This is a genomic window from Streptomyces sp. NPDC046349 (assembly GCF_055587885.1).
In genome coordinates, this window is the sequence record NZ_JBVJFK010000006.1 from 332,568 (window position 1) to 358,131 (window position 25,564).

At 73.0% G+C, this 25,564-nt stretch carries 21 protein-coding genes; 16 read left to right on the plus strand and 5 right to left on the minus strand.

Annotated features, from left to right (window positions below; translation table 11 throughout):
• The first annotated feature begins 2 nt into the window (after nucleotides 1-2).
• Entirely contained in the window at nucleotides 3-806 is an 804-nt protein-coding gene (locus ACZ6JS_RS16860; protein ID WP_469298585.1) for an exodeoxyribonuclease III, read from the plus strand.
• Here ACZ6JS_RS16860 and ACZ6JS_RS16865 read toward each other — a convergent pair.
• Nucleotides 788-1,471 (minus strand): MerR family transcriptional regulator, encoded by a 684-nt coding sequence (locus tag ACZ6JS_RS16865; protein WP_469298587.1) that lies wholly within the window; start codon nucleotides 1,469-1,471, stop codon nucleotides 788-790. The genes ACZ6JS_RS16860 and ACZ6JS_RS16865 overlap by 19 nt on opposite strands.
• A 165-nt stretch (nucleotides 1,472-1,636) precedes the next feature.
• On the opposite strand from ACZ6JS_RS16865, the gene ACZ6JS_RS16870 reads away from it, so the two are divergent.
• From ACZ6JS_RS16870 to ACZ6JS_RS16880, 3 genes are read left to right on the plus strand one after another with little or no spacing between them, the layout of a single operon-like run.
• On the plus strand, nucleotides 1,637-3,265 hold the full coding sequence (locus tag ACZ6JS_RS16870; protein WP_469298588.1) for a flavin-containing monooxygenase: 1,629 nt from the start codon (nucleotides 1,637-1,639) through the stop codon (nucleotides 3,263-3,265).
• Nucleotides 3,262-4,197, plus strand: coding sequence for an alpha/beta fold hydrolase (locus tag ACZ6JS_RS16875; RefSeq protein WP_469298590.1), 936 nt, complete (start codon nucleotides 3,262-3,264; stop codon nucleotides 4,195-4,197). Before ACZ6JS_RS16870 ends, ACZ6JS_RS16875 begins: the two co-directional genes overlap by 4 nt.
• Nucleotides 4,194-5,078 (plus strand): SDR family oxidoreductase, encoded by an 885-nt coding sequence (locus ACZ6JS_RS16880; RefSeq protein ID WP_469298591.1) that lies wholly within the window; start codon nucleotides 4,194-4,196, stop codon nucleotides 5,076-5,078. Before ACZ6JS_RS16875 ends, ACZ6JS_RS16880 begins: the two co-directional genes overlap by 4 nt.
• 82 nt (nucleotides 5,079-5,160) lie before the next feature.
• Here the strand turns inward: ACZ6JS_RS16880 and ACZ6JS_RS16885 are convergent, their stop codons facing one another.
• Nucleotides 5,161-8,430, minus strand: coding sequence for a S41 family peptidase (locus ACZ6JS_RS16885; protein WP_469298593.1), 3,270 nt, complete (start codon nucleotides 8,428-8,430; stop codon nucleotides 5,161-5,163).
• Between the two features lie 151 nt (nucleotides 8,431-8,581).
• On the opposite strand from ACZ6JS_RS16885, the gene ACZ6JS_RS16890 reads away from it, so the two are divergent.
• Entirely contained in the window at nucleotides 8,582-9,172 is a 591-nt protein-coding gene (locus ACZ6JS_RS16890; RefSeq protein ID WP_403228446.1) for a TetR/AcrR family transcriptional regulator, read from the plus strand.
• 150 nt (nucleotides 9,173-9,322) lie between these two features.
• Nucleotides 9,323-11,521, plus strand: a complete 2,199-nt coding sequence (locus ACZ6JS_RS16895; protein WP_469298596.1) for an MMPL family transporter — start codon at nucleotides 9,323-9,325, stop codon at nucleotides 11,519-11,521.
• A 67-nt stretch (nucleotides 11,522-11,588) separates the two neighbouring features.
• Here the strand turns inward: ACZ6JS_RS16895 and ACZ6JS_RS16900 are convergent, their stop codons facing one another.
• The gene (locus tag ACZ6JS_RS16900) at nucleotides 11,589-11,990 is read right to left on the minus strand and encodes an SsgA family sporulation/cell division regulator (protein WP_469298598.1); all 402 of its coding nucleotides are present in this window, start codon (nucleotides 11,988-11,990) and stop codon (nucleotides 11,589-11,591) included.
• 168 nt (nucleotides 11,991-12,158) lie between these two features.
• On the opposite strand from ACZ6JS_RS16900, the gene ACZ6JS_RS16905 reads away from it, so the two are divergent.
• Genes ACZ6JS_RS16905 through ACZ6JS_RS16920 form a run of 4 tightly spaced genes read left to right on the plus strand, consistent with a single transcriptional unit; the run spans nucleotide 12,159 to nucleotide 15,957 of the window.
• Complete coding sequence (locus ACZ6JS_RS16905) at nucleotides 12,159-13,223, plus strand: energy-coupling factor ABC transporter permease (protein WP_469298600.1); 1,065 nt, start codon at nucleotides 12,159-12,161, stop codon at nucleotides 13,221-13,223.
• Between the two features lies 1 nt (nucleotide 13,224).
• Nucleotides 13,225-13,986: a cobalt ECF transporter T component CbiQ gene (cbiQ, locus tag ACZ6JS_RS16910; protein ID WP_469298601.1), complete on the plus strand. Its 762-nt coding sequence runs from the start codon at nucleotides 13,225-13,227 to the stop codon at nucleotides 13,984-13,986.
• Complete coding sequence (locus ACZ6JS_RS16915; RefSeq protein WP_469298603.1) at nucleotides 13,974-14,771, plus strand: energy-coupling factor ABC transporter ATP-binding protein; 798 nt, start codon at nucleotides 13,974-13,976, stop codon at nucleotides 14,769-14,771. The genes cbiQ and ACZ6JS_RS16915 overlap by 13 nt, the downstream gene beginning before the upstream one ends.
• Before the next feature lie 28 nt (nucleotides 14,772-14,799).
• A complete protein-coding gene (locus tag ACZ6JS_RS16920; RefSeq protein ID WP_469298604.1) occupies nucleotides 14,800-15,957 on the plus strand; it encodes a serine hydrolase domain-containing protein in 1,158 nt (385 codons plus the stop codon).
• A gap of 217 nt (nucleotides 15,958-16,174) precedes the next feature.
• On the opposite strand, the gene ACZ6JS_RS16925 is transcribed toward ACZ6JS_RS16920, so the two are convergent.
• On the minus strand, nucleotides 16,175-17,809 hold the full coding sequence (locus tag ACZ6JS_RS16925; RefSeq protein ID WP_469298607.1) for a penicillin-binding transpeptidase domain-containing protein: 1,635 nt from the start codon (nucleotides 17,807-17,809) through the stop codon (nucleotides 16,175-16,177).
• A gap of 181 nt (nucleotides 17,810-17,990) precedes the next feature.
• Here ACZ6JS_RS16925 and ACZ6JS_RS16930 point away from each other — a divergent pair, with 181 nt between their 5' ends.
• Both ACZ6JS_RS16930 and ACZ6JS_RS16935 read left to right on the plus strand, forming a co-directional pair.
• Nucleotides 17,991-18,542, plus strand: a complete 552-nt coding sequence (locus ACZ6JS_RS16930; RefSeq protein ID WP_469298609.1) for a GNAT family N-acetyltransferase — start codon at nucleotides 17,991-17,993, stop codon at nucleotides 18,540-18,542.
• Nucleotides 18,543-18,730: 188 nt separating this feature from the next.
• Entirely contained in the window at nucleotides 18,731-18,994 is a 264-nt protein-coding gene (locus ACZ6JS_RS16935; protein ID WP_469298611.1) for a hypothetical protein, read from the plus strand.
• 351 nt (nucleotides 18,995-19,345) lie between these two features.
• Here ACZ6JS_RS16935 and ACZ6JS_RS16940 read toward each other — a convergent pair whose 3' ends face one another.
• Complete coding sequence (locus ACZ6JS_RS16940) at nucleotides 19,346-21,115, minus strand: dolichyl-phosphate-mannose--protein mannosyltransferase (RefSeq protein ID WP_469298613.1); 1,770 nt, start codon at nucleotides 21,113-21,115, stop codon at nucleotides 19,346-19,348.
• A 77-nt stretch (nucleotides 21,116-21,192) separates the two neighbouring features.
• Here ACZ6JS_RS16940 and rsmI point away from each other — a divergent pair, with 77 nt between their 5' ends.
• The 4 genes from rsmI (at nucleotide 21,193) to ACZ6JS_RS16960 (ending at nucleotide 25,546) form a co-directional block, all read left to right on the plus strand.
• Complete coding sequence (rsmI, locus tag ACZ6JS_RS16945; RefSeq protein WP_469298615.1) at nucleotides 21,193-22,089, plus strand: 16S rRNA (cytidine(1402)-2'-O)-methyltransferase; 897 nt, start codon at nucleotides 21,193-21,195, stop codon at nucleotides 22,087-22,089.
• 161 nt (nucleotides 22,090-22,250) lie between these two features.
• Nucleotides 22,251-22,748: a hypothetical protein gene (locus ACZ6JS_RS16950; protein ID WP_469298616.1), complete on the plus strand. Its 498-nt coding sequence runs from the start codon at nucleotides 22,251-22,253 to the stop codon at nucleotides 22,746-22,748.
• A 9-nt stretch (nucleotides 22,749-22,757) separates the two neighbouring features.
• Nucleotides 22,758-23,639, plus strand: a complete 882-nt coding sequence (locus ACZ6JS_RS16955) for a TatD family hydrolase (RefSeq protein ID WP_469298618.1) — start codon at nucleotides 22,758-22,760, stop codon at nucleotides 23,637-23,639.
• Between the two features lie 635 nt (nucleotides 23,640-24,274).
• On the plus strand, nucleotides 24,275-25,546 hold the full coding sequence (locus ACZ6JS_RS16960; protein WP_469298792.1) for a ubiquitin-like domain-containing protein: 1,272 nt from the start codon (nucleotides 24,275-24,277) through the stop codon (nucleotides 25,544-25,546).
• The last annotated feature ends 18 nt before the right edge of the window (nucleotides 25,547-25,564 follow it).

Here is a 25,564-nt window from a genome sequence, read left to right on the forward strand (position 1 = left end):
GGATGCTCACTGTGACCTCCGTGAATGTGAATGGGATTCGGGCCGCCGCCAAGAAGGGCTTCGGGGCATGGCTCGCGGGATCCGACGCCGATGTGATCTGTCTGCAGGAGGTACGGGCCGAGGAGGCGCAGATCCCGGACGAGGCGCGCTCTCCCGAGGGCTGGCACACCGTCTTCGCGCCGGCCGCCGTGAGGGGCCGGGCCGGGGTCGCGCTGTACACGCGGCGCGCGCCGGAGCGGGTGCGGGTCGGGTTCGGCAGTGAGGAATTCGACACCGCCGGCCGGTATCTGGAGATCGACCTGCCCGGTGTGACCGTGGCCAGCCTCTACCTGCCGTCGGGCGAGGCGGGCACGGAGAAGCAGGACGAGAAGTACCGGTTCATGGGGGAGTTCCTGACCTACCTGGCGGAGCTGAAGGTGCGGGCCGCCGCCGACGGCCGCGAGGTCGTGGTCTGCGGCGACTGGAACATCTGCCACCAGGAGGCCGACCTCAAGAACTGGAGGACCAATCGCAAGAACGCCGGCTTCCTCCCCGAGGAGCGCGAGTGGCTGGGCAAGGTCTACACGGAGGCCGGCTACGTCGACGTGGTGCGCGAGCTGCACCCCGACACCGAGGGCCCGTACTCCTGGTGGTCCTACCGCGGCCGCGCCTTCGACAACGACGCCGGCTGGCGGATCGACCTCCAGGTGGCGACCCCGGGGCTGGCCGCGAAGGCCGTGAAGGCCTACGTCGAGCGGGCCGAGACGCACCCCGAGCGCTGGTCCGACCACGCGCCCGTGACCGTCGTCTACGAACTCGGCGTCTGACCGGAGGGCGGGGCGGTGGACGCCAGGAGGCGGTCCATCGCCATCGTCAGCTCGGCCTCGACCACGCTCTTGGCGAGCGGACGCAGCCGGGTGAGCGCCTCCGCTGAGATGTGGTCCGAGATCAGCTCGGTGAACAGCAGCGCCATCGCGTCAGCGTGCTCGCGGACACGGCGCCCCGTCTCCAGGACCGCGGCCAGCGGCACCCCTTCGCGGACCAGCGCCGAGGAGACGTCCAGCAGGCGGCGGCTGACGTGGACGATCGCGTCGCCGTCGACGGCGAGGTAGCCGAGGTCGAGGGAGGCCGCCAGGTTCTCCGGGGTGACCTCGCCCTCGAAGTAGTCGGCCAGTTCCTCCGGGGTGAGCCGGACGGGGGTCTCCTCCGACCAGCCGATGCCGAGCAGCTCACCGAGCTGGCCGACGTCGCGGCCGTTCTCGAAGGCCGCGGTCAGCTCGGCGATGCCGCCGAGGGTGTGGCCGCGTTCCAGCAGGCCGGCGATGGTGCGCAGCCGGGCCAGGTGGTGATCGTCGTACCAGGCGATGCGGCCCTCGCGGCGGGGCGGCGGCAGCAGTTTGCGCTCACGGTAGAAGCGCAGGGTGCGCACCGGTATGCCGGCCGCTTCGGCCAGCTCCTCGGTGCGGTACTCGCGCACCGGCTTCGCTTGCATCTCATCCTTCGCCACAGACGCAGCCTATGGCGTACCAGCGGTAACTTTCCGGGTCCGCCCCCTACCCATGAGTACGGAGCTGCTCTACCCTCCCGATTGTGCCAGTGATTGCTGGCAGTGTTTCGATGTTGTGTGCGTTGCGGCGTTGCGTGGCTGGAACTGCGGATGAGGCGGAAGGCGGCGGGCATGGGCGGCATGGGCGGGCGCGAGGAGCGCGAGCACGTACGGGTGGCGGTGATCGGGTCCGGGTTCGGCGGACTGGGAGCCGCCGTGCGGCTGCGGCGCGAGGGGATCACGGACTTCGTCGTACTGGAACGGGCCGCCTCGGTCGGCGGAACCTGGCGGGACAACAGCTATCCGGGATGCGCCTGCGACGTCCCGTCGCACCTGTACTCCTTCTCCTTCGCGCCGAACCCGGACTGGCCGCGGACCTTCTCCGGGCAGCCCGCCATCCGGGAGTACCTGGAGCACGTCGCGGACACCTTCGGGCTGCGCCGCCACATCCGGCTCGACGCCGAGGTCCTGATGATGCGCTGGGACGCGGACGAGCTGCGCTGGGAGATCGAGACCGCGCAGGGCGAGCTCACCGCCGACGTGGTGGTCTCGGCGACCGGGCCGCTGTCGGAGCCGAAGCTGCCGGAGGTGCCGGGACTCGCCGGTTTCCCCGGCAAGGTCTTCCACTCCGCGCGCTGGGACCACGAATACGACCTGGCCGGCAAGCGCGTCGCCATGATCGGTACGGGCGCCTCCGCGATCCAGATCGTGCCGGCCATCGCCCCCGACGTGGAGCGCCTGACGCTCTTCCAGCGGACCCCGCCGTGGGTGATGCCGCGCACCGACCGGGCGATCTCGGCGGTGGAGCGCTGGCTGCACCGGCAGCTCCCCTTCACCCGCGCCGCGCGCCGGGGGCTGCTGTGGGGCATCCGGGAGCTGCAGGTCAGTGCCTTCACCAAGCGGCCGAACCAGCTCGGGCTCGTCGAGGCGCTCGCGAAGGCCAACATGGCCCGGGCGATCAAGGACCCGGAGCTGCGCGCCAAGTTGACGCCCTCCTACCGGATCGGCTGCAAGCGGATCCTGCTCTCCAGCGACTACTACCCGGCGCTGGCACGGCCCAATGTGGACCTGGTGGCCTCCGGGCTGAAGGAGGTCCGGGGCTCGGTCCTGGTCGCGGCCGACGGGACCGAGACCGAGGTCGACGCGATCGTCTTCGGCACGGGGTTCCACGTCACGGACATGCCGATCGCCGACCGGGTGGTGGGCGCGGAGGGCAGGACCCTCGCCGACCAGTGGAAGGACGGGATGCAGTCGCTGCGCGGGGCGACCGCGGCCGGCTTCCCCAACTGGATGACGATCATCGGCCCGAACACCGGGCTCGGAAACAGCTCGATGATCCTCATGATCGAGTCGCAGCTGAACTACATGGCCGACTACCTGCGGCAGCTGGGCATGCTGGGTGGGAAGGTCGCGCTCGCCGCGCGCCCCTCCGCCGTGAACAAGTGGAACCGGCACGTACAGGCCCGGATGGAGCGGACGGTCTGGAACACCGGGGGCTGCACCAGCTGGTACCTGGACGCGAACGGCCGCAACACGACGGTCTGGCCCGGCACGACCGGGGAGTTCCGCCGGGAGACGCGCGGCGTCGACCTCGCGGAGTACGAGGTCGTCCGGGCGAGGGGACGGGCGCCGGTGGCCGTCGCGGCCGCCACCGCGCCGTCGCCGGCGGCGCCCCCGGATCCCCGCGCCTCGGTCGCGGGAGGGGCCGGGGCGGGCGCGCCCGCCGAGGGTGCCGCATGAGCCGGCTCACGCACGTCACCTCCGGCCCCTACGCCCCGCCCGCCGCCCGCCGCGAACTCGTCGCCGTCTCCGCCGACGGGGCCCGCCTGCACGTCGAGGTGCACGGGGACGAGGGCGCGCCGACCGTGGTGCTGGCCCACGGCTGGACCTGTTCCACGGCGTTCTGGGCCGCGCAGATACGGGCCCTGTCCGCCACCCACCGGGTCGTCGCCTACGACCAGCGCGGACACGGGCGCAGCCCCGCCGCCCGCGAGCACAGCACGACCGCGCTCGCCGACGACCTCGTGGCCGTGCTCGGCGCCGCTCTCGCCCCGGGCGAGCGCGCGGTCGTCGCCGGGCACTCCATGGGCGGCATGACGATCATGGCGGCCGCGGCCCGGCCGGAGTTCGCCGAGCACGCCGCGGCCGCACTGCTGTGCAGCACCGGCAGCTCCCGGCTGGTCGAGCGGGCCACGGTGCTGCCGGGGCGCGCCGGGCGGGTGCGGACGCGTATCACCGGCGCGGTCCTGGGATCGCGCGCCCCGCTCGGGCCGGTCACGCCCGTCGCCCGCACCGTCCTCAAGTACGCCACCATGGCCCCCGGCTCCGCGCCCGACCGGGTCGAGGCGTGCGCCCGTATCGTCCACGCCTGCCCGACCGGGGTGCGGCACGCCTGGTCCCAGGTGCTGGCCGGGCTGGACCTCGACGCCGACGTGGCGCGGCTGACCGTCCCCACCGCCGTGATCGGCGGCACCGCCGACCGGCTCACTCCGATCGTCCACGCACGCGGGCTCGCGGCGGCGCTGCCGAACTGCGTGGGCCTCACCGAGCTCACCGGCGTGGGGCACATGACCCCCGTCGAGGCTCCCGAAGCCGTCACCCGTGCCGTGAGCGAGCTGACTGCGCGTCATCTCGACGATCTCGACACCACCGAGAAGGAGAAGACACCGTGAGTGCTCGCAGGAGTCTGGAAGGCCAGGTCGCCGTCGTCACCGGGGCCGCCCGCGGGGTCGGCGAGCTGCTCGCCCGCAAGCTGTCGGCCCGCGGCGCGCGGATCGCCCTCGTCGGCCTGGAGCCGGAGGCCCTCAAGGAGGTCTCCGAGCGCCTGCACGCCGACAGCGAGCACTGGTACGCCGACGTCACCGACCACGAGGCGATGGCACGCGTGGCACAGGAGGTCAAGGAGCGCTTCGGGAAGGTCGACATCGTCGTCGCCAACGCGGGCGTCGCCGCGGGCGGCCCGTTCGCCCACTCCGACCCCGACGCCTGGCGCCGGGTGATCGAGGTGAACCTGATCGGAGGCGCCGTCACCGCCCGGGCCTTCCTGCCCGTGCTGACGGAGAGCCGCGGCTACTTCCTGCAGATCGCCTCGCTCGCCGCCATCACCCCGGCGCCGATGATGACCGCCTACTGCGCCTCCAAGTCCGGCGTCGAGGCCTTCGCCCACTGCCTGCGCGCCGAGGTGGGGTACAAGGGAGTGGGCGTCGGGGTGGGCTACCTCTCGTGGACCGACACGGACATGGTGCGCGGCGCCGACCAGGACGAGGTCATGCGGGAGTTGCGCCAACGGCTGCCGTGGCCGTCGAACCGCACCTACCCGCTGGGGCCCGCCGTCGACCGGATCGTCGCGGGCATCGAGCGGCGTTCGCCGCACGTGTACGCGCAGTGGTGGCTGCGCGGGATGCAGGGGATGCGCGGCTACCTGCCCGGCATCATCGCCACGGTCGGGCAGCGCGAGATGAAGCGCTTCGAGCCCCGGCTGTCCGGCGTCTCCAGGGGCCTCGTCGGGGCGGGCGGCGCCGCGGACGAGCAGGAGCGCGCGCGGAGCCGCTGACCGGGGCGCCCGTGCGGGGCGCGGCCGCACCGGCGGTCGCGCCCCTTCTCTTCCGGCCGCCGCCCCGCCGCCCCGCCGCCGCTCACTCCCTGGGCGGCAGCTTCGGACGGCGCCGATCCGGTACGTCCGTGTATCCGGGCGGCATCGCGGCCGGGTCCTGTTCGAGCAGCTCCAGCGCCAGGTGCACGGCGTCGTCCATCTGGGCGTGCCGGCCCTCCGCCCAGTCGAGCGGGGTACGCAGGATCTCGAAGTCCGGCTCCACGCCGTGGTTCTCCACCGACCAGCCGTACTCGGGGAACCAGGCGGCGTTCATCGGCACCGTGATCACCGTGCCGTCGCCGAGGGTGTGCCGGCCGGTCATCCCGACCACCCCGCCCCAGGTGCGCTGGCCCACCACCGGTCCCAGGCCCAGCAGTTTGAAGGCCGCCGTGATCATGTCGCCGTCCGAGGAGGTCGCCTCGTCGGCCAGCGCCACGATCGGGCCGCGGGGTGCGTTGGAGGCGTAGCTGACGGGCTGGGCGTCGCGTGTCAGGTCCCAGCCGAGGATGGAGCGGGTGAGCTTCTCCACCACCAGCTCGCTGATGTGGCCGCCGGCGTTGCCGCGTACGTCCACGATCAGCGCGGGCCGGGACATCTCCATGCGCAGGTCGCGGTTGAACTGCGCCCAGCCCGAGCCGCCCATGTCCGGGATGTGGAGGTAGCCGCACCGGCCGCCGCTCAGCTCCCGGACGACCTGCCGGCGCTTGGACACCCAGTCCTGGTAGCGCAGCGGCCTCTCGTCGATCAGCGGGACGACGGCGACCCGGCGGGGGCGGCCCGAGCCCTCCGCCGGCTGGAAGGTCAGTTCGACCGTGGTGCCGCCCGCTCCCGCCAGCAGCGGGTAGGGGCCGGCGACCGGGTCCACCGGCCGGCCGTCCACGTGGGTGAGCACCGCGCCCTCCCGGATGCCGGTTCCGGCGAGCGGGGAGCGGGCCTTGGAGTCGGAGGACTCGCCGGGCAGGATCTTGCTGACCACCCACGTCCCGTCCCGGGGGACCAGGTTGGCGCCGAGCAGGCCGATGGCCCGCTGGTAGTGCGGGGGTCCCTCGTTGCGGCGGGCGGGGGAGACGTAGGCGTGGGAGGTGCCGAGTTCGCCGAGGACCTCGCGCAGCAGGTCGGCGAACTCGTCGGGGGAGGCGACCCGTTCGACCAGGGGGCGGTACTGGCGCAGTACGCCGTCCCAGTCGATGCCGCACATGTTCGGCTCCCAGAAGTAGGCGCGGATGATCCGCCCGGCCTCCTCGAAGGACTGGCGCCACTCGGCCGCCGGGTCCACCTCGTGCAGGATGCGCCGCAGGTCCAGGTAGACCGTCGAGTCGCTGTCGCCCGACTCGGTGGCCGGGACCGCGCGCAGGTCGCCGTCGTCGTTGATCACGAGTCGGGTGCCGTCGCCGCTGACCGCGAACCAGTCCAGCCCCGAGGCCAGTTCACTCTTGCGGGCCTTGGTCAGGTCGAAGTGCTCCAGTGTGGGCCGGCCGCTGATGTCGTTGGGGTTGGCGAAGGTCTCGCCGAGCGCGCCCGAGATCGGCCAGCGCAGCCAGACCAGTCCGCCGCCGTGCACCGGGTACAGGGCGGAGTACTTGGACGCACTCACCGGGAACGGGGTGACCCGGCTCTCCAGCCCCTCCACCTCCACGGTGACGGCGCCGCCTTCGCCCGAGTTGTCCGACTCGCCCTCGACCGGGTCCAGGCCGCCCGCCGCGGGCCGCCCCTCGGCCGAGAGTGCGAACGGCGAGGGCGTCGCGGAGGACAGCGGCACCAGGTACGGGCGGCAGCCGAGCGGGAAGGACAGGTCGCCGGTGTGCACGTCGTAGACCGGGTCGAAACCGCGCCAGGACAGGAACGCCAGATAGCGCCCGTCCCGCGTGAAGACCGGGTTCTCGTCCGCGAAGCGGCCGTTGGTGACGTCGACGACGGTGCGCGCGCCGGGCCCGGAGATGCGGGCCATCTTGATCTGTCGCAGCGAGCGCCCGATGCCGGGATGCGACCAGGTCAGCCAGACCCCGTCGGGGGAGAAGGCCAGGTCGGTGACGGGACCGTTGATGGACCGGATCAGCTCGGTGACCTCGCCGTCGGACTCCTCCGACGCGTCGACGAGCAGCAGCCGCCCGTCGTTCGAGGCGATGGCGAGGCGCTCGCCGTCGGGGTCCGCGAGCAGTTCGGTCACGCGTCCCAGAGCACCCGAGGCCAGCCGGCGCGGCTGCCGCTCCCCCGAGGCCCGGGGCAGGTAGGCGATCTCGATCGCGTCCTCGCCCTCGGCGTCGGTGACGTAGGCGACCTGTCCGCCGCTGCCGAGCATCTCAGGCAGCCGCACCCGCACGCCGGGGGTGTCGGCGATGGTCCGGGCCGGCCCGTCGCGGTGGGTCAGCCAGTACAGGCTGCCGCGCACCACGACCGCGCTGGCCCGCCCGGTGGCGTCCACGGAAAGGGAGTCGACGTGGCTGGCGGCCGGCACCTGGTAGGTGCGCCGGCCCGCGCGCGGGCCCCCGAGGCGGACCTGGAGCTTGCGCGGGACGGCGTCGGGGGACAGGGACTCGACGAGCCAGAGGTCCCCGGCGCACTGGTAGACGACCCGTGAGCCGTCGCTGGAGGCGTGCCGGGCGTAGAACTCGTCGTGGTCGGTGTGGCGGCGCAGGTCGGTGCCGTCGGGGAGGCAGGAGTAGAGGTTGCCGATGCCCTCGTGGTCGGAGAGGAAGGCGATCCGGCCGCCCACGAACATAGCGGCGTCCAGGTGCCCTTCGAGGCCCTCCAGGAGCTGTCGCCCGTGCAGCCAGAGCCGGCCCATGGCGCCGCCCCGGTAGCGCTTCCACGCGGCGGGCTCGTGCGGGGGCTTGCCGGTGAGCAGCAGGCTGCGGTGCTCGCCGTCGATGTCGGCGACCTGGATGTCGGAGACGGGCCCCCAGGGCAGTCGCCCGCCCGGACTGCCGTCGGTGGGCAGTTTGTAGGCCCAGGAGAAGTAGGAGAACGGCTGCTCGTGCGAGGAGACGGCGAGGATGTTGCCGTCCGGGTCCCAGCCGCAGACGCGGGTGTCGGTGGCGCCCCAGTGGCTCAGCTGGCGTGCGGGGCCGCCGTCGACGGGCGCCAGGTGGATCTCGGGGTCGAGGCTGCGCCAGGTGGTGAAGGCGATGTGCCGGCCGTCGGGGGAGAAGCGGGGGTGGCCCACCCGGGTCCGGTCGACGGTGACCCGCCAGGCGCGCCCGGGGGTGTGGCCGTCGGGGACCAGCGGGGCGACCCAGAGGTCGTCCTCGGTGGCGAAGCACAGGAGGTCGTCGTGCAGGTGCGGGAAACGGAGGTACGCGACGTCGTGACTCACCCCCCAATGCTTTCCGTGTCAGGGGGCCCCGGCAACTCGTACTGGTGATCCACGCCACCCCCCTCAGCGAAACGGAACGGTTTCGTTTCGCTTGTGGGAGGGGTATCGTGTGAAGCGTACGGAACAGTTTCGTTCGGATGGAGGCCCGGAGATGACCGAGGCGATGGCGGCCCGGCGCAGCCGGATCACCCCCGAACGGCAGGCCGAACTGCACGAGGCGGTCCTCGACCTCCTGCGTGACGTCGGCTACGAGGCGCTGACCATGGACGCGGTCGCCGCCCGTACGAAATCCAGCAAGGCCACCCTCTACCGCCAGTGGGGGAGCAAGCCGGAGCTGGTCGCCAAGGCCCTGCGGTGTACGCAGCCCGTCTCGCTGCGCGAGATCGACACGGGCAGCCTGCGCGGGGACTTCGCGCTCATGGTGGAGCACTCGGACGACGCGCAGATGGCCAAGGACACCGCGCTGATGCGGGGCCTGGCCCATGCCGTCCACGAGAGCCCGGAGCTGCACAAGGCGCTTCGGGACCTGTTGGTCGACCCGGAGATCACCGGGCTGCAGGTGATGCTGCAGCGCGCGGTGGACCGGGGCGAGATCGCCCCGGGGTGCCCTGCCCTGGAGTTCGTACCGCACATGCTGATCGGGGCGTTCATCGCGCTCCCGCTGATCGAGGACCGGCCGGTCGACCGGGCGTTCCTCGGCGACTTCATCGACGCCGTGGTCTTCCCCGCCCTCGGCGTCTGAACCTCCCCGGTCCAGTCCCAGTCCCGTCCCCAGTCCACGGCAACGATGCCGCCCTGCTGCTCCTGACACGCCGCTCTCGTCGTCGGGCCGGCTCCCCACGCCCTGATCCCTGCGGATCCATCCCACGACCTGAACGGGAGAACCACCGACGTGGCCACCTTCCTCTACCGACTCGGCCGGGGCGCCTTCAGGCGCCGCGGCCTCGTCGCCCTCCTCTGGGTGGCGCTGCTGTTCGCCGCCGGATTCGGCGCCGCCACCGCAGCCGCCCCGACCTCCGGATCGTTCTCGATACCCGGCACGGAGGCCCAGAAGGCCTTCGACCTGCTGGACAAGAAGTTCCCCGGCATGGCCGCCGACGGCGCCACCGCGCGCATCGTCGTCAAGGCCCCGGCGGGCGCGAAGGTCACCGACCCCGGCCCCAAGGCCGAGGTCGAGAAGATCGTCAACGGGCTGAAGACCGGTCCGGGCGCGGAGCAGGTCGCCTCCGTGGCCAACCCGTACGAGGTGCAGGCGGTCAGCCAGGACGGCTCCACCACTTACGTCAGCGTCAAGTACGACGTCAGCGGGATGGAGCTGAAGGACGCCACCCGCGACGCGCTCAAGGAGTCCGGCGAGGACGCCAAGGCCGCGGGCCTGAACGTCCAGATCGGCGGTGACGCACTGATGGTGGCCCCCGAGACCGGCTCCGGCGAGATCATCGGCATCCTCGTCGCCGCGATCGTCCTCGTGATCACCTTCGGCTCGCTGGTCGCGGCCGGCCTGCCGCTGCTGACCGCGATCATCGGCGTGGGCATCGGCGTCTCCTCCATCACCGCGCTCGCCAACGTGCTGGACCTCGGCAACACCACCGCCACCCTCGCCACGATGATCGGCCTCGCGGTCGGCATCGACTACGCCCTCTTCATCGTCTCCCGCTACCGCGCGGAGCTCGCCGAGGGCCGCGACCGCGACGAGGCGGCGGGCCGGGCCACCGGAACCGCCGGCTCCGCCGTCGTGTTCGCCGGTCTGACCGTGGTCATCGCCCTCGTGGGCCTGGCCGTCGTCAACATCCCGATGCTGACCAAGATGGGCGTCGCGGCGGCGGGCACCGTGGTCATCGCCGTGCTCGTCGCGCTGACCCTGGTCCCGGCCATCCTCGGCTTCGCGGGCAAGAAGGTCCTGCCGGCGGGCGAGAAGAGCAAGCTGTTCGGCAAGGGCAGGCCCGCCTCCGAGAAGAAGGCCAACGGCGGCACCCGTTGGGCCCGCTTCGTCCTGCGCCGCCCCGTCATGGTGCTGCTGGCCGGTGTGATCGGCCTCGGCGTCATCGCCGTCCCGGCGGGCAAGCTGGAGATGGGGCTGCCGGACGACGGCGCCCAGCCGGTCTCCACCACCCAGCGCCAGGCGTACGACCTGCTCTCGGAGGGGTTCGGCCCGGGCTTCAACGGCCCCCTGATGGTGGTCGTCGACGGCGACAAGGCCCTCGCGGACTCCACCGTCGACAGGATCAAGGGCCTGGAGGGCGTCGCCGCGGTCACCCCGCCGACCCCCAACGAGGCCGGTGACACCTCGGTGATCACCGTCGTCCCGAAGGACCGCCCCTCCTCCACCCAGACCGAGGACCTGGTCCACGAGATCCGTGACGCCAGCGGCGACGACGTCCTCGTCACCGGCGCCACCGCGATGAACATCGACTTCTCGCAGAAGATGAACGACGCGCTGCTGCCCTACCTGGCACTCGTCGTCGGCCTCGCCTTCCTGCTGCTGATGATCGTCTTCCGCTCGATCCTGGTCCCGCTCAAGGCTGCCCTCGGCTTCCTGCTGTCGGTCGTCGCGGCCCTCGGCGCGGTCGTCGCCGTCTTCCAGTGGGGCTGGCTCGGCTCGATCTTCGGGGTGGAGCAGACCGGTCCGATCATGTCGATGATGCCGATCTTCATGGTCGGCGTGGTCTTCGGCCTGGCCATGGACTACGAGGTCTTCCTCGTCACCCGCATGCGCGAGGCGTACGTCCACGGCGAGCGCCCGGGCCAGGCGGTCGTGACCGGCTTCCAGTACAGCGCGCGGGTCGTCGTCGCCGCAGCCGTCATCATGATCGCGGTGTTCGCCGGCTTCATCGGGGCCAGCGAGCAGATGGTCAAGATGATCGGCTTCGGCCTGGCCGTCGCGGTCTTCTTCGACGCCTTCGTGGTCCGCATGGCCATCGTCCCGGCGGTACTCGCGCTGCTCGGCCACAAGGCCTGGTGGCTGCCCAAGTGGCTGGACCGGCTGCTGCCGAACGTGGACGTGGAGGGCGAGAGCCTGCGCAAGCACCTCGCCACCGAGTCCGCGGAGCGTGACGGTCCGGACAAGGACCGCGAGCTGGTCAACGCCTGACCGGCGCGCTGCGCACGGCCCGGCCCCGTCCCCCGACCACGGGGGACGGGGCCGGGCCCCGTTGCGCCTAGCGGGTGGTGGCGGCGGTGGTGGCGGCGTAGGTGCGCCGGAGGAAGCGGCGCAGCGCGGCGATGTCGAACTGGACCACCGCGACGCCCTCGGGGGAGTGGAACTCCACGACCGCCTGGACGCGGCCGCAGGGCCACACGCGCACGTCCCCCGTCCCCGTCGGCGCCTGGAGGCCTGCCTCCAGCAGGGCTCGGGGGAAGACCCACTCGTTGTCGGTGCCCTCGGGGGAGAGTTCGGCGGGGAAGACGATCCGCACGGCCAGCGGCTCGGCGGGCACGAAGCGCAGAGCGACGGGGATCGCCCGGTAGAGGGGGTCGTCCGTGATCACACGGGCGCGGACGCGCTCTTCGACGGGGGCCGCGGTCGCGGTCGCTGGGGGATTCTCGGCGGTGGCTGACATCGACCAGACTCCTCGAATCGGAACATATGAGTCCGCTTGCCCTCCAGCCTCGCACATTCCCACGAAAACGCGCGCCGCTATTTGTGATGCACTCGCTCTTGCCAACGGTTTGCAACTGGGCACTATTCTTGAACGGTTAAAGGCCGTATAAGAAGCGGAGCCCACTCCATGCATGTGCCCGACGGATTCATCAACGCACCCGTCTCGGTGGCCGCCGGAGTGGCGGCGGCCGCGGCGGTCGCGGTCAGCCTCCGCGGCGCCCGCCGCGAACTCGACGAGCGGACCGCGCCGCTCGCCGGGCTCGTCGCCGCCTTCATCTTCGCCGTGCAGATGCTGAACTTCCCGGTCGCCGCCGGGACCAGCGGCCACCTGATGGGCGGCGCGCTCGCGGCGATACTCGTCGGCCCCTACACCGGCGTGCTGTGCGTGTCCGTCGTCCTGCTCATGCAGGGCATCCTCTTCGCCGACGGAGGCCTGACCGCCCTCGGCGTGAACATCACCGTCATGGGCGTCGTCACCGTCGTCACCGCGCACCTGCTCTTCCGCGGCCTGCTCCGCGTCCTGCCGCCCACCCGCCGCTCTGTGACCGCGGCCGGCTTCGTGGCCGCCCTGATCTCGGTGCCCGCCGCGGCCGCCGCCTTCACCGCCGTCTACGCCGTCGGCGGCACCACCGACGTGCCCCTCGGCAAGGTGCTCACCGCCATGGTCGGCGTGCACCTCCTCATCGGCATCGGTGAGGCCCTCATCACGGCGGCGACCGTCGGCGCCGTGATCGCCGTACGCCCCGACCTGGTGCACGGGGCCCGCGGACTGGTCGCGCCGCTGAAGCTGCGCGTCGACGGCGTGCTCGTCGACGCGCCCGCTCCCGCCGCCCCGGCCGCCGTCCCCGCCGCCCCCGGCGGCCCGACGAAGAAGGTATGGGTGACCGGCCTGGTCACCGCCCTGGTCCTGGCCGGGTTCGTCTCCTTCTACGCCTCCGCCGACCCCGACGGCCTGGAGAAGGTCGCCGCCGACAAGGGCATCGACGAGAAGGTCGAGGAGCACGCCGCCGCCGGTTCGCCCCTCGCCGACTACAGCGTCGAGGACGTCGACGACGCCCGCCTGTCCGGCGGCCTCGCCGGAGTCATCGGCGTCGGCGTCACCGTCGCCGCGGGCACCGGCATCTTCTGGGCCGTGCGCCGCCGCACGTCGGACGAGCCGACCGCCGCCTCCACCTCCGCCCCGGTCGCCTGACATGGGTGCCGGCCACGCCCACAGGCTCCACCGCCCTGGCAGCTCGCCGGTCCACGCCCTGCCCCCGCACTGCAAGCTCGCCGCGACCTTCGGCTTCGTCGTGGTCGTCGTGTCCACACCGCGGGAGGCGGTGTGGGCCTTCGGCCTGTACGCACTGCTCCTCGCCGGGGTCGCGGCCGTGGCCCGGATCCCGGCCGGCTTCCTGCTGCGCAGGCTGCTGATCGAGATACCCTTCGTCGCCTTCGCCGCGCTCATGCCCTTCGTGGCGGAGGGCGAGCGGGTCGAGGTCCTCGGCATGTCGCTCAGCGTCTCGGGCCTCTGGGGCGCCTGGAACGTCCTCGCCAAAGGAACCCTCGGCGTGGCCGCGTCCGTCCTGCTCGCCTCGACCACCGAGCTGCGGGCCCTCCTGCTGGGCCTCCAGCGGCTCAAGCTGCCGCCGCTGCTCGTGCAGATCGCCTCCTTCATGATCCGCTACGGCGACGTGATCGCCGACGAGCTGCGCCGGATGTCCATCGCCCGCCGCTCGCGCGGCTTCGAAGCGAGCGGAATCCGGCACTGGGGGGTGCTCGCCAAGACGGCCGGCGCGCTGTTCATCCGCTCCTACGAACGCGGCGAGCGGGTCTACCTGGCGATGGTCAGCCGCGGCTACGCCGGCTCCATGCCGGTCATCGACGAGGTCGCGGCCACCCGGGGCCAGTGGGCGTACGCGGCCGTGCTCCCCGTGACGGCCCTCGCCGTCTGTCTGATGGGATGGACCCTGTGAACAGCACCCCCCCGCCCGCCCCGTCGTCCGCCACCCCGCCGGCTCCGTCGCTCGAAGTCGCCGGGCTCGCGTACGCCTATCCGGACGGCCACCAGGCCCTGTACGGCGTCGACCTGACCGTCGGGCGCGGCGAGCGCGTCGCCCTGCTCGGCCCCAACGGCGCCGGCAAGACCACCCTCGTGCTGCACCTCAACGGCATCCTCACCGGCGGTGTCGGCTCGGTGGCCGTGGCCGGGCTCCCGGTGCAGAAGAGGAACCTGGCCGAGATCCGGCGCCGGGTGGGAATCGTCTTCCAGGACCCCGACGACCAGCTGTTCATGCCGACCGTGCGGGAGGACGTGGCCTTCGGGCCCGCGGCCGCCGGCATGCGGGGCGCGGAACTGGAGGAGCGGGTCGCAGCCGCTCTGGAGCAGGTCGGCATGGCCGGATTCGCCGACCGGCCGCCGCACCACCTCTCCTTCGGGCAGCGCCGCCGGGTCGCCGTGGCGACCGTACTGGCCATGCGGCCGGAGATCCTGGTCCTGGACGAGCCCTCCTCCAACCTGGACCCGGCCTCCCGCCGCGAACTCGCCGACATCCTGCGCTCGCTCGACGTGACCGTGCTGATGGTGACGCACGACCTGCCGTACGCGCTGGAACTGTGCCCGCGCGCGGTGGTCCTCAGCGAAGGGGTCATCGCGGCCGACGGCCGCACGCAGGACCTGCTGTGCGACGAGCAGCTGATGCGGGCCCACCGGCTGGAACTCCCCTTCGGCTTCGACCCGCGATCGGTATCGGTGGCATAAGCACCGGTCCGCGTTTGTTGGACCGCACGTGGACATCCAGGGTGTGGTGGCGGAGGGCTTCGAGCCCGTCCGGGACGCGTTCGTACGCAACTTCGAAGTGCTCGGGGACCGGGGCGCGGCCGTCGCCGTCTACCGGGACGGCCGCAAGGTCGTCGACCTGTGGGGCGGTACCAGGGACGCCGACGGCACCGAGCCGTGGACCGAGGACACCGCGCAGATCGTCCGCTCCGCCACCAAAGGCGTGGCCGCCGCGGTCCCGCTGCTGCTGCACCAGCGCGGGCTACTCGACCTGGACGCCCCGGTCGGCGCGTACTGGCCGGAGTTCAAGGCCGGCGGCAAGGAGAAGATCCTCGTACGGGACGTGCTCGCGCACCGGGCGGGCGTCCCGGCCCTGGACCGGGGACTGACCGCTGCCGAGGCCGCGGACGGGGTGTCCGGGCCGCGCGCGGTCGCCGCGCAGCACCCCTTCTGGGAGCCCGGCGCCGGACACGGCTACCACGCCCAGACCTACAGCTGGCTGCTGTCCGAGCTGGTGCTCCGGGTGACCGGACGCACGCTGGGCTCCGTCCTGGCGGAGGACATCGCCGAGCCGCTGGGCCTGGACTTCTGGATCGGCCTGCCCGACGCCGAGGCCGGCCGGGTGGGCCGATCGGCACCCGTCGATCCGCCGGAGAGCGCGGGCATGCTGAGGACCCGCCCGCGCAGAAACGTTTCCGAGGCGTACGCCGACCCCGGCTCCCTCACCCGCCGCGCCTTCGCCGCCATCGATCCGCTGCCCGACGAGAACGCCGCCGCGTACCGGGCCGCCGAGCTCCCCGCCTCCAACGGCATCGGTACGGCCCGCGCCCTGGCCCGCTTCTACGGGGCCACCATCGGCGTGGTCGAGGACGGCGCGCGGATCTTCACCCCGGCCACCACCGGCCTCGCCGCCCGCGAACACTCCGCGGGCCCGGACCGGGTGCTCGTCGTCAACACCCGCTTCGGCGCCGGCTACATGCTGCACGGCCCGGCCTCGCCCCTGCTCTCGCCCGCCTCCTTCGGCCACCCCGGCCGCGGCGGCTCCCTGGCCTTCGCGGACCCGGACGCCGGCATCGGCTTCGGCTACGTCACCAACGCCCTGGCCAAGTCGGTCACCGCCGACCCACGGGCCCAGGCCCTGGTGAGGGCACTGAAGTCAGCCCTCTGAGGGGCGCGTGGGCCGCTCGCGCACGTCGGCCACGGTGGCCTCCGCGTGCCGGTCGAGCCCGCCCATCGGGAACACCGTGGGCGGGGCCTCGGGGCCCCGCCTTCGGGCCGGCCCGCTGGCGGGGTACCGCCCACCGCGGGCCGGATGGCGTCGGCGGGTCCGCCGGGGTCCGCCACCGCGGCCGGGTGTCGCCGGCGGGGCGGCCGGGGTCCGGCGTTCAGCCTGCGTTCAGCACCTGGGCGACGATCGGGCCGGCGGCCTCGCCGCCGTGGCCGCCGCCCTCGACCATCGCGGCCGCGGCCACGTCGCCGCTGAAGCCGGTGAACCAGCTGTCCGGGCTGTCCCCGGCGCCGCCGACCTCCGCCGAGCCGGTCTTCGCACCCTTGTCCGAGCCGCGGACCGGGGCCATGGCCTCGCGTGCGGTGCCGCTGGTCGCCGTCAGCTTCATCATGGAGACCAACTGCTGCTGCACGGAGGACTTCATCCGGCGCTGGGCCGTGGCGATCGTCCGGCCGTCCAGCTCCGGCGAGACGAGCAGCGGCTGGCGGAACACGCCGGTGCGGGCGGTCGCGGTGATGGAGGCGACGTTCAGCGGGTTCATGGTGATCTGGCCCTGCCCGATGTACGCGGCGGCCGCCGACGCGCCCGTCGCCGGCGGGACCTTGCCGTCGGTGGACCTGATGCCCGTCTTCCAGTCCAGGCCGATGCCGAAGACCTCCGTAGCCTCGTCGGGCAGGGCGGAGTCGTCGTCGACGGGCTTGATCTGCTTGATGAAGGCGGTGTTGCAGGACCGGGCGAAGGAGGTCGAGAAGTTCGTGCCGGCCGGCAGGTCGAAGTTCTTCAGGTTGTGGAAGGCCCGGCCGCCCCAGGACACCTCCTTCGGGCACTCCGCCGGCTTGTCGGCCGCGACCAGGCCGCGGTCCAGCAGCATCGCCCCGGTCACGATCTTCATCGTGGAGCCGGGCGCCCGGTTGCCCTGCATCGCTGCGTTGAAGCCGTCCTTGCGGTGGTTCGCGACGGCCAGGATGTGACCGTTGCTCGGCCTGACCGCGACCACCGAGGCCTCCGGGAACCTGGCGACCGCCTGCTCGGCCGCCGCCTGCACCTTCGCGTCCAGGTAGGTCTTGAGGGTGCTCGGCTCGCCCTCGACGAGGGTCAGCAGCGTCCGCTTCGGCGCCTCCTTCACGGCCGGCTCGATCCACACCTCGGCCCCGGCCCTGCCGCCCGCCTTGCTGCCGTAGTTCTGGCGCAGCTCGTCGAGGACCTGCCGCAGTGAGGGGAACTTCTCCGCCGTCAGCTCCTCGCCGTTGCGGTCCACCGCCTTGACGGGAGGGCTCGCGGGGGCGCCGGCGCGCAGCTTCTCGTCCTTCTGCAGCTGCGGGTGGATCACCGAGGGCTGCCAGTCGACCAGCGGCTTGCCGCTGGTCAGCCCGCGTACGACGGTCAGCTGCGAGTCGTAGGCGAGCGACTGGGTGGTGCCCTCGTAGGTGATCTCCGCCTCGACCTTGAAGGGCACCGTGTCGCCGCTCGCCGGGCCGGGGGTGATCACGGCCTTGGAGACGTACGCCTTGCTCCTGAACTCCCCGACCGCGGTCTGTGCGGCGGCGGCGTTGTTGGTCAGGTCGGCCGCCGCCCGATCGTCCCCGGACGCCCAGGCCGCCAGGAAGGCCTTGGCGGTCTTGGCCGCCTCCTTCTCGCCGACCGGTCCGCTGCCCTTGCCGGACTGGACGGTGGTGTCCGGGTCCGACCCGTCGCCGCTCTCCCCGACCAGCGAATACACCCCGTACACGGTTCCGCCGACCATTGCCAGGAACACACCGCCGATGACGGCGCCCTTTGCTGCCCCGTTCACTCTTCGTCCTCCCCCGTGACCTCGGCTCCTGAACGCGTTCAAAGAGCCCTTGGCTCCGACCTTACTCTGCGGAGTCGTTCGGTGTGCAGTTGTTACCGGACCGGAATATCCTGCGGACCGCCGGCCGGCAGCGCGCCGTAAACCGCTTGGGCCCGGCCGGACCGACCCCTAGGGTGCGCACGTGGAGCTCACCTACCGGCGGTTCGACGCCCCGAAGGCCTCCGAGGTCGAAGCCCTGGTCGCCTTCCTCACCGCGGACACCTGGCCGTTCCACGGCGCGGCCGCGGTCGACGCGCCCCAGGCCCGGCGCTGGGTGGCGGACGGCCGCTTCGACGGCCACGGCACCAGGACCTTCTGGATCACCGACGGCGGCGACGCCCTCGGGCTCATCCGCCTCATGGACCTCGGCGACAGCACGCCGGTCTTCGACCTGCGCATTCGCACCCGCTACCGGGGCCGGGGCGTCGGCGGCCACGCCCTGACCTGGCTCACGGCCTACCTGTTCGCCGAGTTCCCGGAGATCCGGCGGATCGAGGGCACCACGCGCCAGGACAACGCGGCGATGCGCCGCACCTTCCGGCGGTGCGGCTACGCCAAGGAGGCCCACTACCGCGACGGATGGCCCGCCGCCGACGGCAGCGCGGTCCACGACGCCGTCGGCTACGCGATCCTGCGGCGGGACTGGCTCACCGGTACGACCACGGCCCCCGCCTGGGACGACGAGCCCTCCTGAGCCGAGTCAACGGTCAACCGGCCGAAGTGCACGCGCCGGGGCGGTGTTCTAGCGTCGGAAGGGCGAGGGCGAGAGATGCGTCGAGCCGCGCGCCCGCCCCCGGAGTCCCCGCTCCGCGCCGCCGCCCCCGCCCGTGGTCCGGCGCATCCGCGGATCGCGTGACCGACCCAGAGAGCAGGTGCATCCGCATGCGTCCGTCGGCTCGTATCCCCAGCATCCTCGTCGGCCTGGCCCTCGCCGTCGGCAGCGCCGTCGTCGCGGCGCCGTCCGCCCAGGCGGACGTGAAGGCCTGCGAGCAGGACGTCGCCCAGCACGCCCCGAAGGCCGTGGACGGCGCCGCGGAAGCCTGCTACGAGGGGCAGATCGGCAACCGGACCAGCTGCGTCTCGAGCCTCGTCGCGGTCGGCGCGAGCAAGGACGCGGCGAACTCGGCCTGCGAAGCCTCCCGCTGACCTCTGAGGGCCGTCGGCCCGGGCTTCAAATCCTCGGCCAGCTCCAGGGCCTGCGGGAAGCCGTCGTATTCGGCGGGGCGCCGATCCGACAGCCGGGACAGCTGCCGCTCCAGGTACGGCCTTCCGGTCCTCGGCGCAGCGGGTGCTGATCTGGTGCGACCACGGCGTCCGGCCGGTCTCGTTCGGCGGCCGCATGAAAGTGATCGTGGAGGAAGCCGGCTGTGCCGGGTTGCAAGCGTCGCCCGGGCCGTCCGTGGACCGGTCGAGGGGCGGCCCAGGACGGCCGGCGGCCACCCTCAACGACTGCGACGGGCCCGGCACCTGTTGGTGCCGGGCCCGTCGTTTCGCCTGCTAGACCCAGGTGTCCAGCCACATGCGGCCGCGCCAGGAGTCCATGGGGAGGGTCTGGCCCGTGTAGATCGGCCAGAAGTAGATGAAGTTCCACACGATCAGGAGCACCAGCACGCCCGCGCCGATCGCGCCCAGGGCCCTGCGGCGTTCCGAGGAGCCCGCCGGGCCCAGTAGGGCGCCGATCATCATCGCCACCGCCAGGCACAGGTAGGGAACGAAGACCACCGCGTAGAAGTAGAAGATCGTCCGCTCCTGGTAGTTGAACCAGGGCAGCAGGCCCGCGCCCAGCGCGCACGCGATCGCGCCCGCCCGCCAGTCGCGGCGGAAGAACCACCGCCACAGCACGTACAGCAGTGCGAAGCAGCCCGCCCACCACAGCAGCGGCGTGCCCAGGGCCAAGACCTCGCGGGCGCACTTGCCGGCCGCCGTCGCCGGGCAGCCGTCGGCGCCGGGCTCCGGGGACTCGTAGAAGTACGACACGGGCCGGCCCAGCACCAGCCAGCTCCACGGATTGGACTCGTAGGTGTGCCCCGAGGTCAGGCCGACGTGGAAGCTGTAGACCTCGGTCTCGTAGTGCCACAGACTGCGCACCCACTCCGGCAGGAACGACAGCGAGCTGTTCTGGTCGTTCTTGGCCGCCCAGTCACGCAGGTAGCCGCCCTTGCCGTCGGCCGGGCTGAAGATCCAGCCCGACCAGGAGGCCACGTAAGTCACGATCGCCACCGGCACCGTCGAGACGAAGGCGGGCAGCGCGTCGCGCCGCAGCATCGCCGCGTACGGGGCGCCCGCGCCCGCGGTGCGTCGCGCGGCCGCGTCCCACAGCACCGTGAGGATGCCGAAGAAGGCCAGGACGACGAAGCCGTTCCACTTCGTGCCGGCGGCCAACCCCAGGCAGACCCCGGCCAGGATCCGGTACGGGCGCCAGCCCAGCCGCAGCGTCTCGGCGATCCTCGCGTCGGGCCGGGTGCGGCCCTCCTCGTCCACCGGCAGCGCGTCCGCGAGGCGGGCCCTGGTCCGGTCGCGGTCGATGAGCAGCGCCCCGAACGCGGCGAGCACGAAGAACATCAGTACCAGGTCGAGCAGCGCGGTGCGGCTCATCACCAAATGCAGGCCGTCCACCGCCAGCAGCGCGCCCGCCAGGCAGCCCAGGAACGTCGAGCGGAAGAGGCGCCGCCCGATGCGGCACAGCATCAGCACCGACAGGGTGCCGAGCACGGCGGTCATGAACCGCCAGCCGAAGGGGGTGAGGCCGAACATCCACTCGCCGAGCCCGATCACCCACTTGCCGACCGGCGGGTGCACCACATAGCCCGGGTCCACCGGCAGGGCGACCCCGTCCGGGTTGGCGAGGATCGACTTGTCGATGTCCTTGGGCCAGTTCGCCTCGTAGCCCTGCTTGATCGTGGCCCAGGCGTCCTTGGCGTAGTACGTCTCGTCGAATATCACCGCCTTCGGGCTGCCCAGGTGCACGAACCGCAGCACGCCCGCGACCAGCGCCACCAGCAGCGGCCCGAACCACGACATGATGCGCTGCCAGGTCCCCCACACCTGCGGTGGGAGCCCGAAGGTCATCCACAGCTGCCGGGACGGCTTCGTGTACGGGGGCACCAGGCGGGTGCGGACGTCCACGCGCGGCGCCGCGCCGGCTGCCGGCGCGTAGCCGAAACCGCGCAGGCGGCGCAGCCAGGTGGGCGGCTCTTCTGCGCCGCCCGCCGTTGCCGAGGGCAGGGCCCCCGCGGGGCTGGGCGGCGGCGTCGCGGTACTGGTCACCGGCACATCGTAGGGAAGAGATCTGTGTGTGCCCCAGTGGCGTGGGTGACAAGCCGCGGGACTGAGAGGATGGGCGGGTGACAACTGACCAGCCCCGCGTTGCCGAGCCCACCTCCACCGCCGGCGTTCTCGTTCTCGCCGGCACCCCCATCGGGGATCTCGCCGACGCCCCGCCGCGCCTGGCCGCGGAGCTGGAGCGGGCCGACGTCGTCGCCGCCGAGGACACCCGGCGGCTGCGCCGGCTGACCCAGGGGCTCGGCGTGCACACCACCGGGCGCGTCGTGTCGTACTTCGAGGGCAACGAGTCGGCCCGCACCCCTGAACTGGTCGAGGCCCTGGCCGGCGGGGCGCGCGTGCTCCTGGTGACCGACGCCGGCATGCCGTCCGTCTCCGACCCCGGCTACCGGCTGGTCGCCGCCGCCGTGGAGAAGGACATCAAGGTCACCGCGGTTCCCGGGCCGTCCGCCGTGCTCACCGCTCTCGCTCTGTCCGGGCTGCCCGTGGACCGGTTCTGCTTCGAGGGCTTCCTGCCGCGCAAGGCGGGCGAGCGCCTCGGCCGGCTGCGCGAGGTCGAGGGCGAGCGACGCACGCTCGTCTACTTCGAGGCCCCCCACCGGCTCGACGACACCCTGGCGGCCATGGCCGAGGTCTTCGGCGCCGAGCGGCGGGCCGCGGTCTGCCGCGAACTGACGAAGACCTACGAGGAGGTCAAGCGCGGCGGCCTCGGCGAGCTCGCCGCCTGGGCCGCCGAAGGGGTGCGCGGGGAGATCACCGTCGTGGTGGAGGGCGCCCCCGCGGCCGGCCCCGGCGACGTGGACGACGAGGAGCTCGTACGCCGCGTACGGGTGCGCGAGGAGGCGGGGGAGCGCCGCAAGGAGGCCATCGCAGCCGTCGCCGCCGAGGCCGGAGTACCCAAGCGCGACGTCTTCGACGCGGTCGTGGCGGCAAAGAACGCGGCACAGAAGGCGCCATGAACCGGTAAAGGGCTAACCTGAGAAGGCAAAGCTCAGACCGTGCGCCGGGCGCTTTGGGCATGACTCGCCCAAAGGCCGTCCAACACTGGACAGGACCTGATGCGCTCCCGCCCGAAGAGGCGTCCACTGGCAGAGGCCCCAGTGGAACAAGAGGAGCTGGCATGAGTGAGATCGCAGACACCCCGGTACCGGTCCGGGACGCCTCGGCATCCGCACGTTTCCCCGGCCCCGACGTGCGGACCGTGCAGGAGGCGTACTCCTTCGCGTGCATGCGCTGCGGGTACGGCTGGGAGCAGGAGTACCGGATCGAGCACCACGTCGACGGCCGCGGCGAGCCGTTCATCATGTACACGGTCGGCGGAGAGCGGGTGCCCTCCCCACTGTCCAACCCGACCTGCATGAACTGCGGCGGCCACGTCGTGCGCATCATGCGGGCGGGGCAGGTCTCCTCGGTGCTCGGGATGATCGACCACCTCTACCACCACCGCATCGCCCCCGGGATCGCCGGGCCGGTGCCCGCGGGGGCGAACGTCCCGCGTGCCCCGAAGCCCCACCGGGCCGCCGGACACCACGACGCCCCCGGACCCGTCGCCATCAGCGAGGCCGAGAAGCGCGGGGGCCTGCTCTCCCGGCTGAAGGGGTTCTTCCGCCGGTCATAGGATCGGCCCATGAGCCCTTCCACCGCCTCCAAGGACGCACCGCCGCCGCTGCCCGAACCCCTACGGGTGGCGGTGGCGGACTCGCACACCCACCTGGACATGCAGTCGGGGACGGTCGAGGAGGGCCTCGCCAAGGCCGCCTCGGTCGGCGTGACCACCGTGGTCCAGGTCGGCTGCGACGTGAAGGGCTCCCGGTGGGCCGCCGAGACCGCGGCCGCGTACGACAACGTCCACGCGGCCGTCGCCCTGCACCCCAACGAAGCGCCGCGCATCGTCCACGGCGACCCGGACGGCTGGTCCCGCCAGGGTGCCCGCTCCGGCGGCGGCGAGGCCGCCCTCGACGAGGCCCTCGCCGAGATCGAGGCACTGGCCGCCCTCGGCCACGTGAAGGCGGTCGGCGAGACCGGCCTGGACCACTTCCGCACCGGGCCGGAAGGCATGGCCGCGCAGGAGCGCTCCTTCCGCGCCCACATCGAGATCGCCAAACGGCAGGGCAAGGCACTCGTCATCCACGACCGGGACGCCCACGCCGACGTGCTGCGCGTGCTGCGCGAGGAGGGCGCCCCCGAGCGGACCGTCTTCCACTGCTACTCCGGGGACGCCGACATGGCCCGCGAGTGCGCCGCCGCCGGCTACTACATGTCCTTCGCCGGAACCGTCACCTTCAAGAACGCCGCGCCGCTGCGCGAGGCGCTGGCAGTGGCCCCCCTGGAGCTGGTCCTCGTCGAGACGGACGCGCCCTACCTGACCCCCGCGCCGTACCGCGGCCGGCCCAACGCGCCGTACCTCATTCCGCTGACGGTGCGCGCCATGGCCGCGGTCCGCGGGATCGACGAGGACGCGATGGCCACCGCGCTGGCGGCCAACACCGCCCGGGCCTTCGGCTACTGACGGCCAGCCCCCGGCGACACGAAGAGTAGTCGTACGACTTTGTTCCGTGACGTCTCCTCCGCTAGGGTGCCGTGCCCCAACCAGCGGGTGCCGGACCACCAGGGGAGCGAGCCGTCGTGAGCGATACGCAGGGCAGTCACCGCCGGGGCGCTCCCGTCCCGGAGGCGTACGGGGGCGAAGCCCCCGCCTGGCCCGCCTGGCCGACCTGGCCCGCCTGGCCCGCCGACGAGGGGCCGGCCGCCGACGGGGCCGTCGGCGCCGGCCTCCCCGGTCCCGGGTCCGCCGGCTCGGGGTCCGCCGGCTCCGGGCCGCGGGATCCCGGCCTGCTCGACCCGGGCCTGCTCGACCCGGGCCCGGTCGATTCGGGTCTGCTCCACCCCGGCCTGCTCGAGCCGGGCCCGGTCGATCCGGGGCCCTCGTCGTGGGACACCGAGCCCGCCGTCCCCCTGCCCGCCCCGCGGCCCGAGGACCGGCGGGCCGGACGCCGCCGGCGCCCCGCACACCCCGCCGCCCGCACCGACGTGGGGGACGCAGCGGACACGGCCCCGGACGGCCGACGGCCCGACCCGGCCCCCGCCCCGGGGACGGGCCGCCGCCGCGCCCCCGTACCGACCCCCACCCTCCTCGATGCCGGCGTGCCGGCCCCCGGCCGACGGGCCCGCGGCCGTACCGCCGTCGAGGAGCCCCCTCCGGGCACCGGCCGGCGCCGCGGGCCCGCCGAACCGGCCCTCCCCCTCCCCGTCCCCGCACCCGCCGGGACGGGGCACGGCCGCCGCCGCGCCGCGAACCCGGTGCTGCTCGGTCCCGCCGCCCCCGGTGGCAACTGGCGGCGGATCGTGCCGCAGGCCCTGGTCGTCGCCTTCCTCGCCGGCGGCACGACCGCGTTCGTCGCCGCCGACAAATCGGTACGCCTCACCGTGGACGGAGTCCCCCGGGAACTGCACACCTTCGCGGGCGACGTCGAGGAGCTGCTCGCCGCGGAAGGACTCGACGTCGGCCCCCACGACCTCGTCGCCCCCGCCCCGGGCGAACCCCTCGACGACGGCGAGGAGATCGTCGTCCGCTACGGCCGCCCGCTGCGCCTGACCCTCGACGGACAGCGGCGGCAGGTGTGGACCACCGCCCGCACCGTCGACGGCGCGCTGCGCCAGCTCGGCGTCCGAGCCGAGGGCGCCTACCTCTCCGCCCCGCGCACCGCGCCCGTACCGCGCGCCGGTCTGACCCTCAGCGTCCGCACCGAGCGCAGCGTCACCTTCATGGCCGACGGCCGCGAGCGCACCATCCGCACCAACGCCGCCACCGTCCAGGAGGCCCTCGACCAGGCCGGCATCACCCTGCGCGGCCAGGACACCACCTCCGTGCCGCCCACCGCCTTCCCGCGCGACGGCCAGACCGTCACCGTGCTCCGCATCACCGGCACCCGAGAGGTCCGCGAGGAGCGCATCCCCTTCGTGACCGAGAAGGTCAAGGACGGCGGGCTCTTCGCCGGAACCGAGGTCGTCGAACGCGTCGGCCGGCCCGGGGCGCGCAGGGTCACCTACAGCCTGCGCACCGTCAACGGGGTCCGGATGAGGCCGCGCGCCATCGCCGACGAGGTCGTGCGCGAGCCCGTCACCCAGCTGGTCAGGGTCGGCACCAGGCCGCTGCCGAGCTCGGTGTCCGGCGCGGACGGCCTCAACTGGGCGGCCCTCGCCCAGTGCGAGTCCGGCGGCCGGCCCTCGGCCACCGACGCCTCGGGCACGTACGGCGGCCTGTACCAGTTCGACGTCCGCACCTGGCAGGGCCTCGGCGGCACCGGCCGGCCCCAGGACGCCCCGGCCGCGGAACAGACCTACCGGGCGAAGAAGCTCTACGTGCAGCGGGGGGCGAGCCCGTGGCCGCACTGCGGCCGCAGGCTCACGTCGTAGTCGGGACCACTCGGCCGA

Excerpts from the sequence above, each read along its gene's own strand:
- ACZ6JS_RS16865 (WP_469298587.1), bottom strand. The coding sequence starts at position 1,471 with ATGCAAGCGAAGCCGGTGCGCGAGTACCGCACCGAGGAGCTGGCCGAA.
- ACZ6JS_RS16935 (WP_469298611.1), top strand. The coding sequence starts at position 18,731 with ATGCGTCCGTCGGCTCGTATCCCCAGCATCCTCGTCGGCCTGGCCCTC.
- ACZ6JS_RS16955 (WP_469298618.1), top strand. The coding sequence starts at position 22,758 with ATGAGCCCTTCCACCGCCTCCAAGGACGCACCGCCGCCGCTGCCCGAA.
- ACZ6JS_RS16860 (WP_469298585.1), top strand. The coding sequence starts at position 3 with ATGCTCACTGTGACCTCCGTGAATGTGAATGGGATTCGGGCCGCCGCC.
- ACZ6JS_RS16890 (WP_403228446.1), top strand. The coding sequence starts at position 8,582 with ATGACCGAGGCGATGGCGGCCCGGCGCAGCCGGATCACCCCCGAACGG.
- cbiQ (WP_469298601.1), top strand. The coding sequence starts at position 13,225 with ATGGGTGCCGGCCACGCCCACAGGCTCCACCGCCCTGGCAGCTCGCCG.
- ACZ6JS_RS16915 (WP_469298603.1), top strand. The coding sequence starts at position 13,974 with ATGGACCCTGTGAACAGCACCCCCCCGCCCGCCCCGTCGTCCGCCACC.
- ACZ6JS_RS16870 (WP_469298588.1), top strand. The coding sequence starts at position 1,637 with ATGAGGCGGAAGGCGGCGGGCATGGGCGGCATGGGCGGGCGCGAGGAG.
- ACZ6JS_RS16875 (WP_469298590.1), top strand. The coding sequence starts at position 3,262 with ATGAGCCGGCTCACGCACGTCACCTCCGGCCCCTACGCCCCGCCCGCC.
- ACZ6JS_RS16900 (WP_469298598.1), bottom strand. The coding sequence starts at position 11,990 with ATGTCAGCCACCGCCGAGAATCCCCCAGCGACCGCGACCGCGGCCCCC.
- ACZ6JS_RS16950 (WP_469298616.1), top strand. The coding sequence starts at position 22,251 with ATGAGTGAGATCGCAGACACCCCGGTACCGGTCCGGGACGCCTCGGCA.
- ACZ6JS_RS16905 (WP_469298600.1), top strand. The coding sequence starts at position 12,159 with ATGCATGTGCCCGACGGATTCATCAACGCACCCGTCTCGGTGGCCGCC.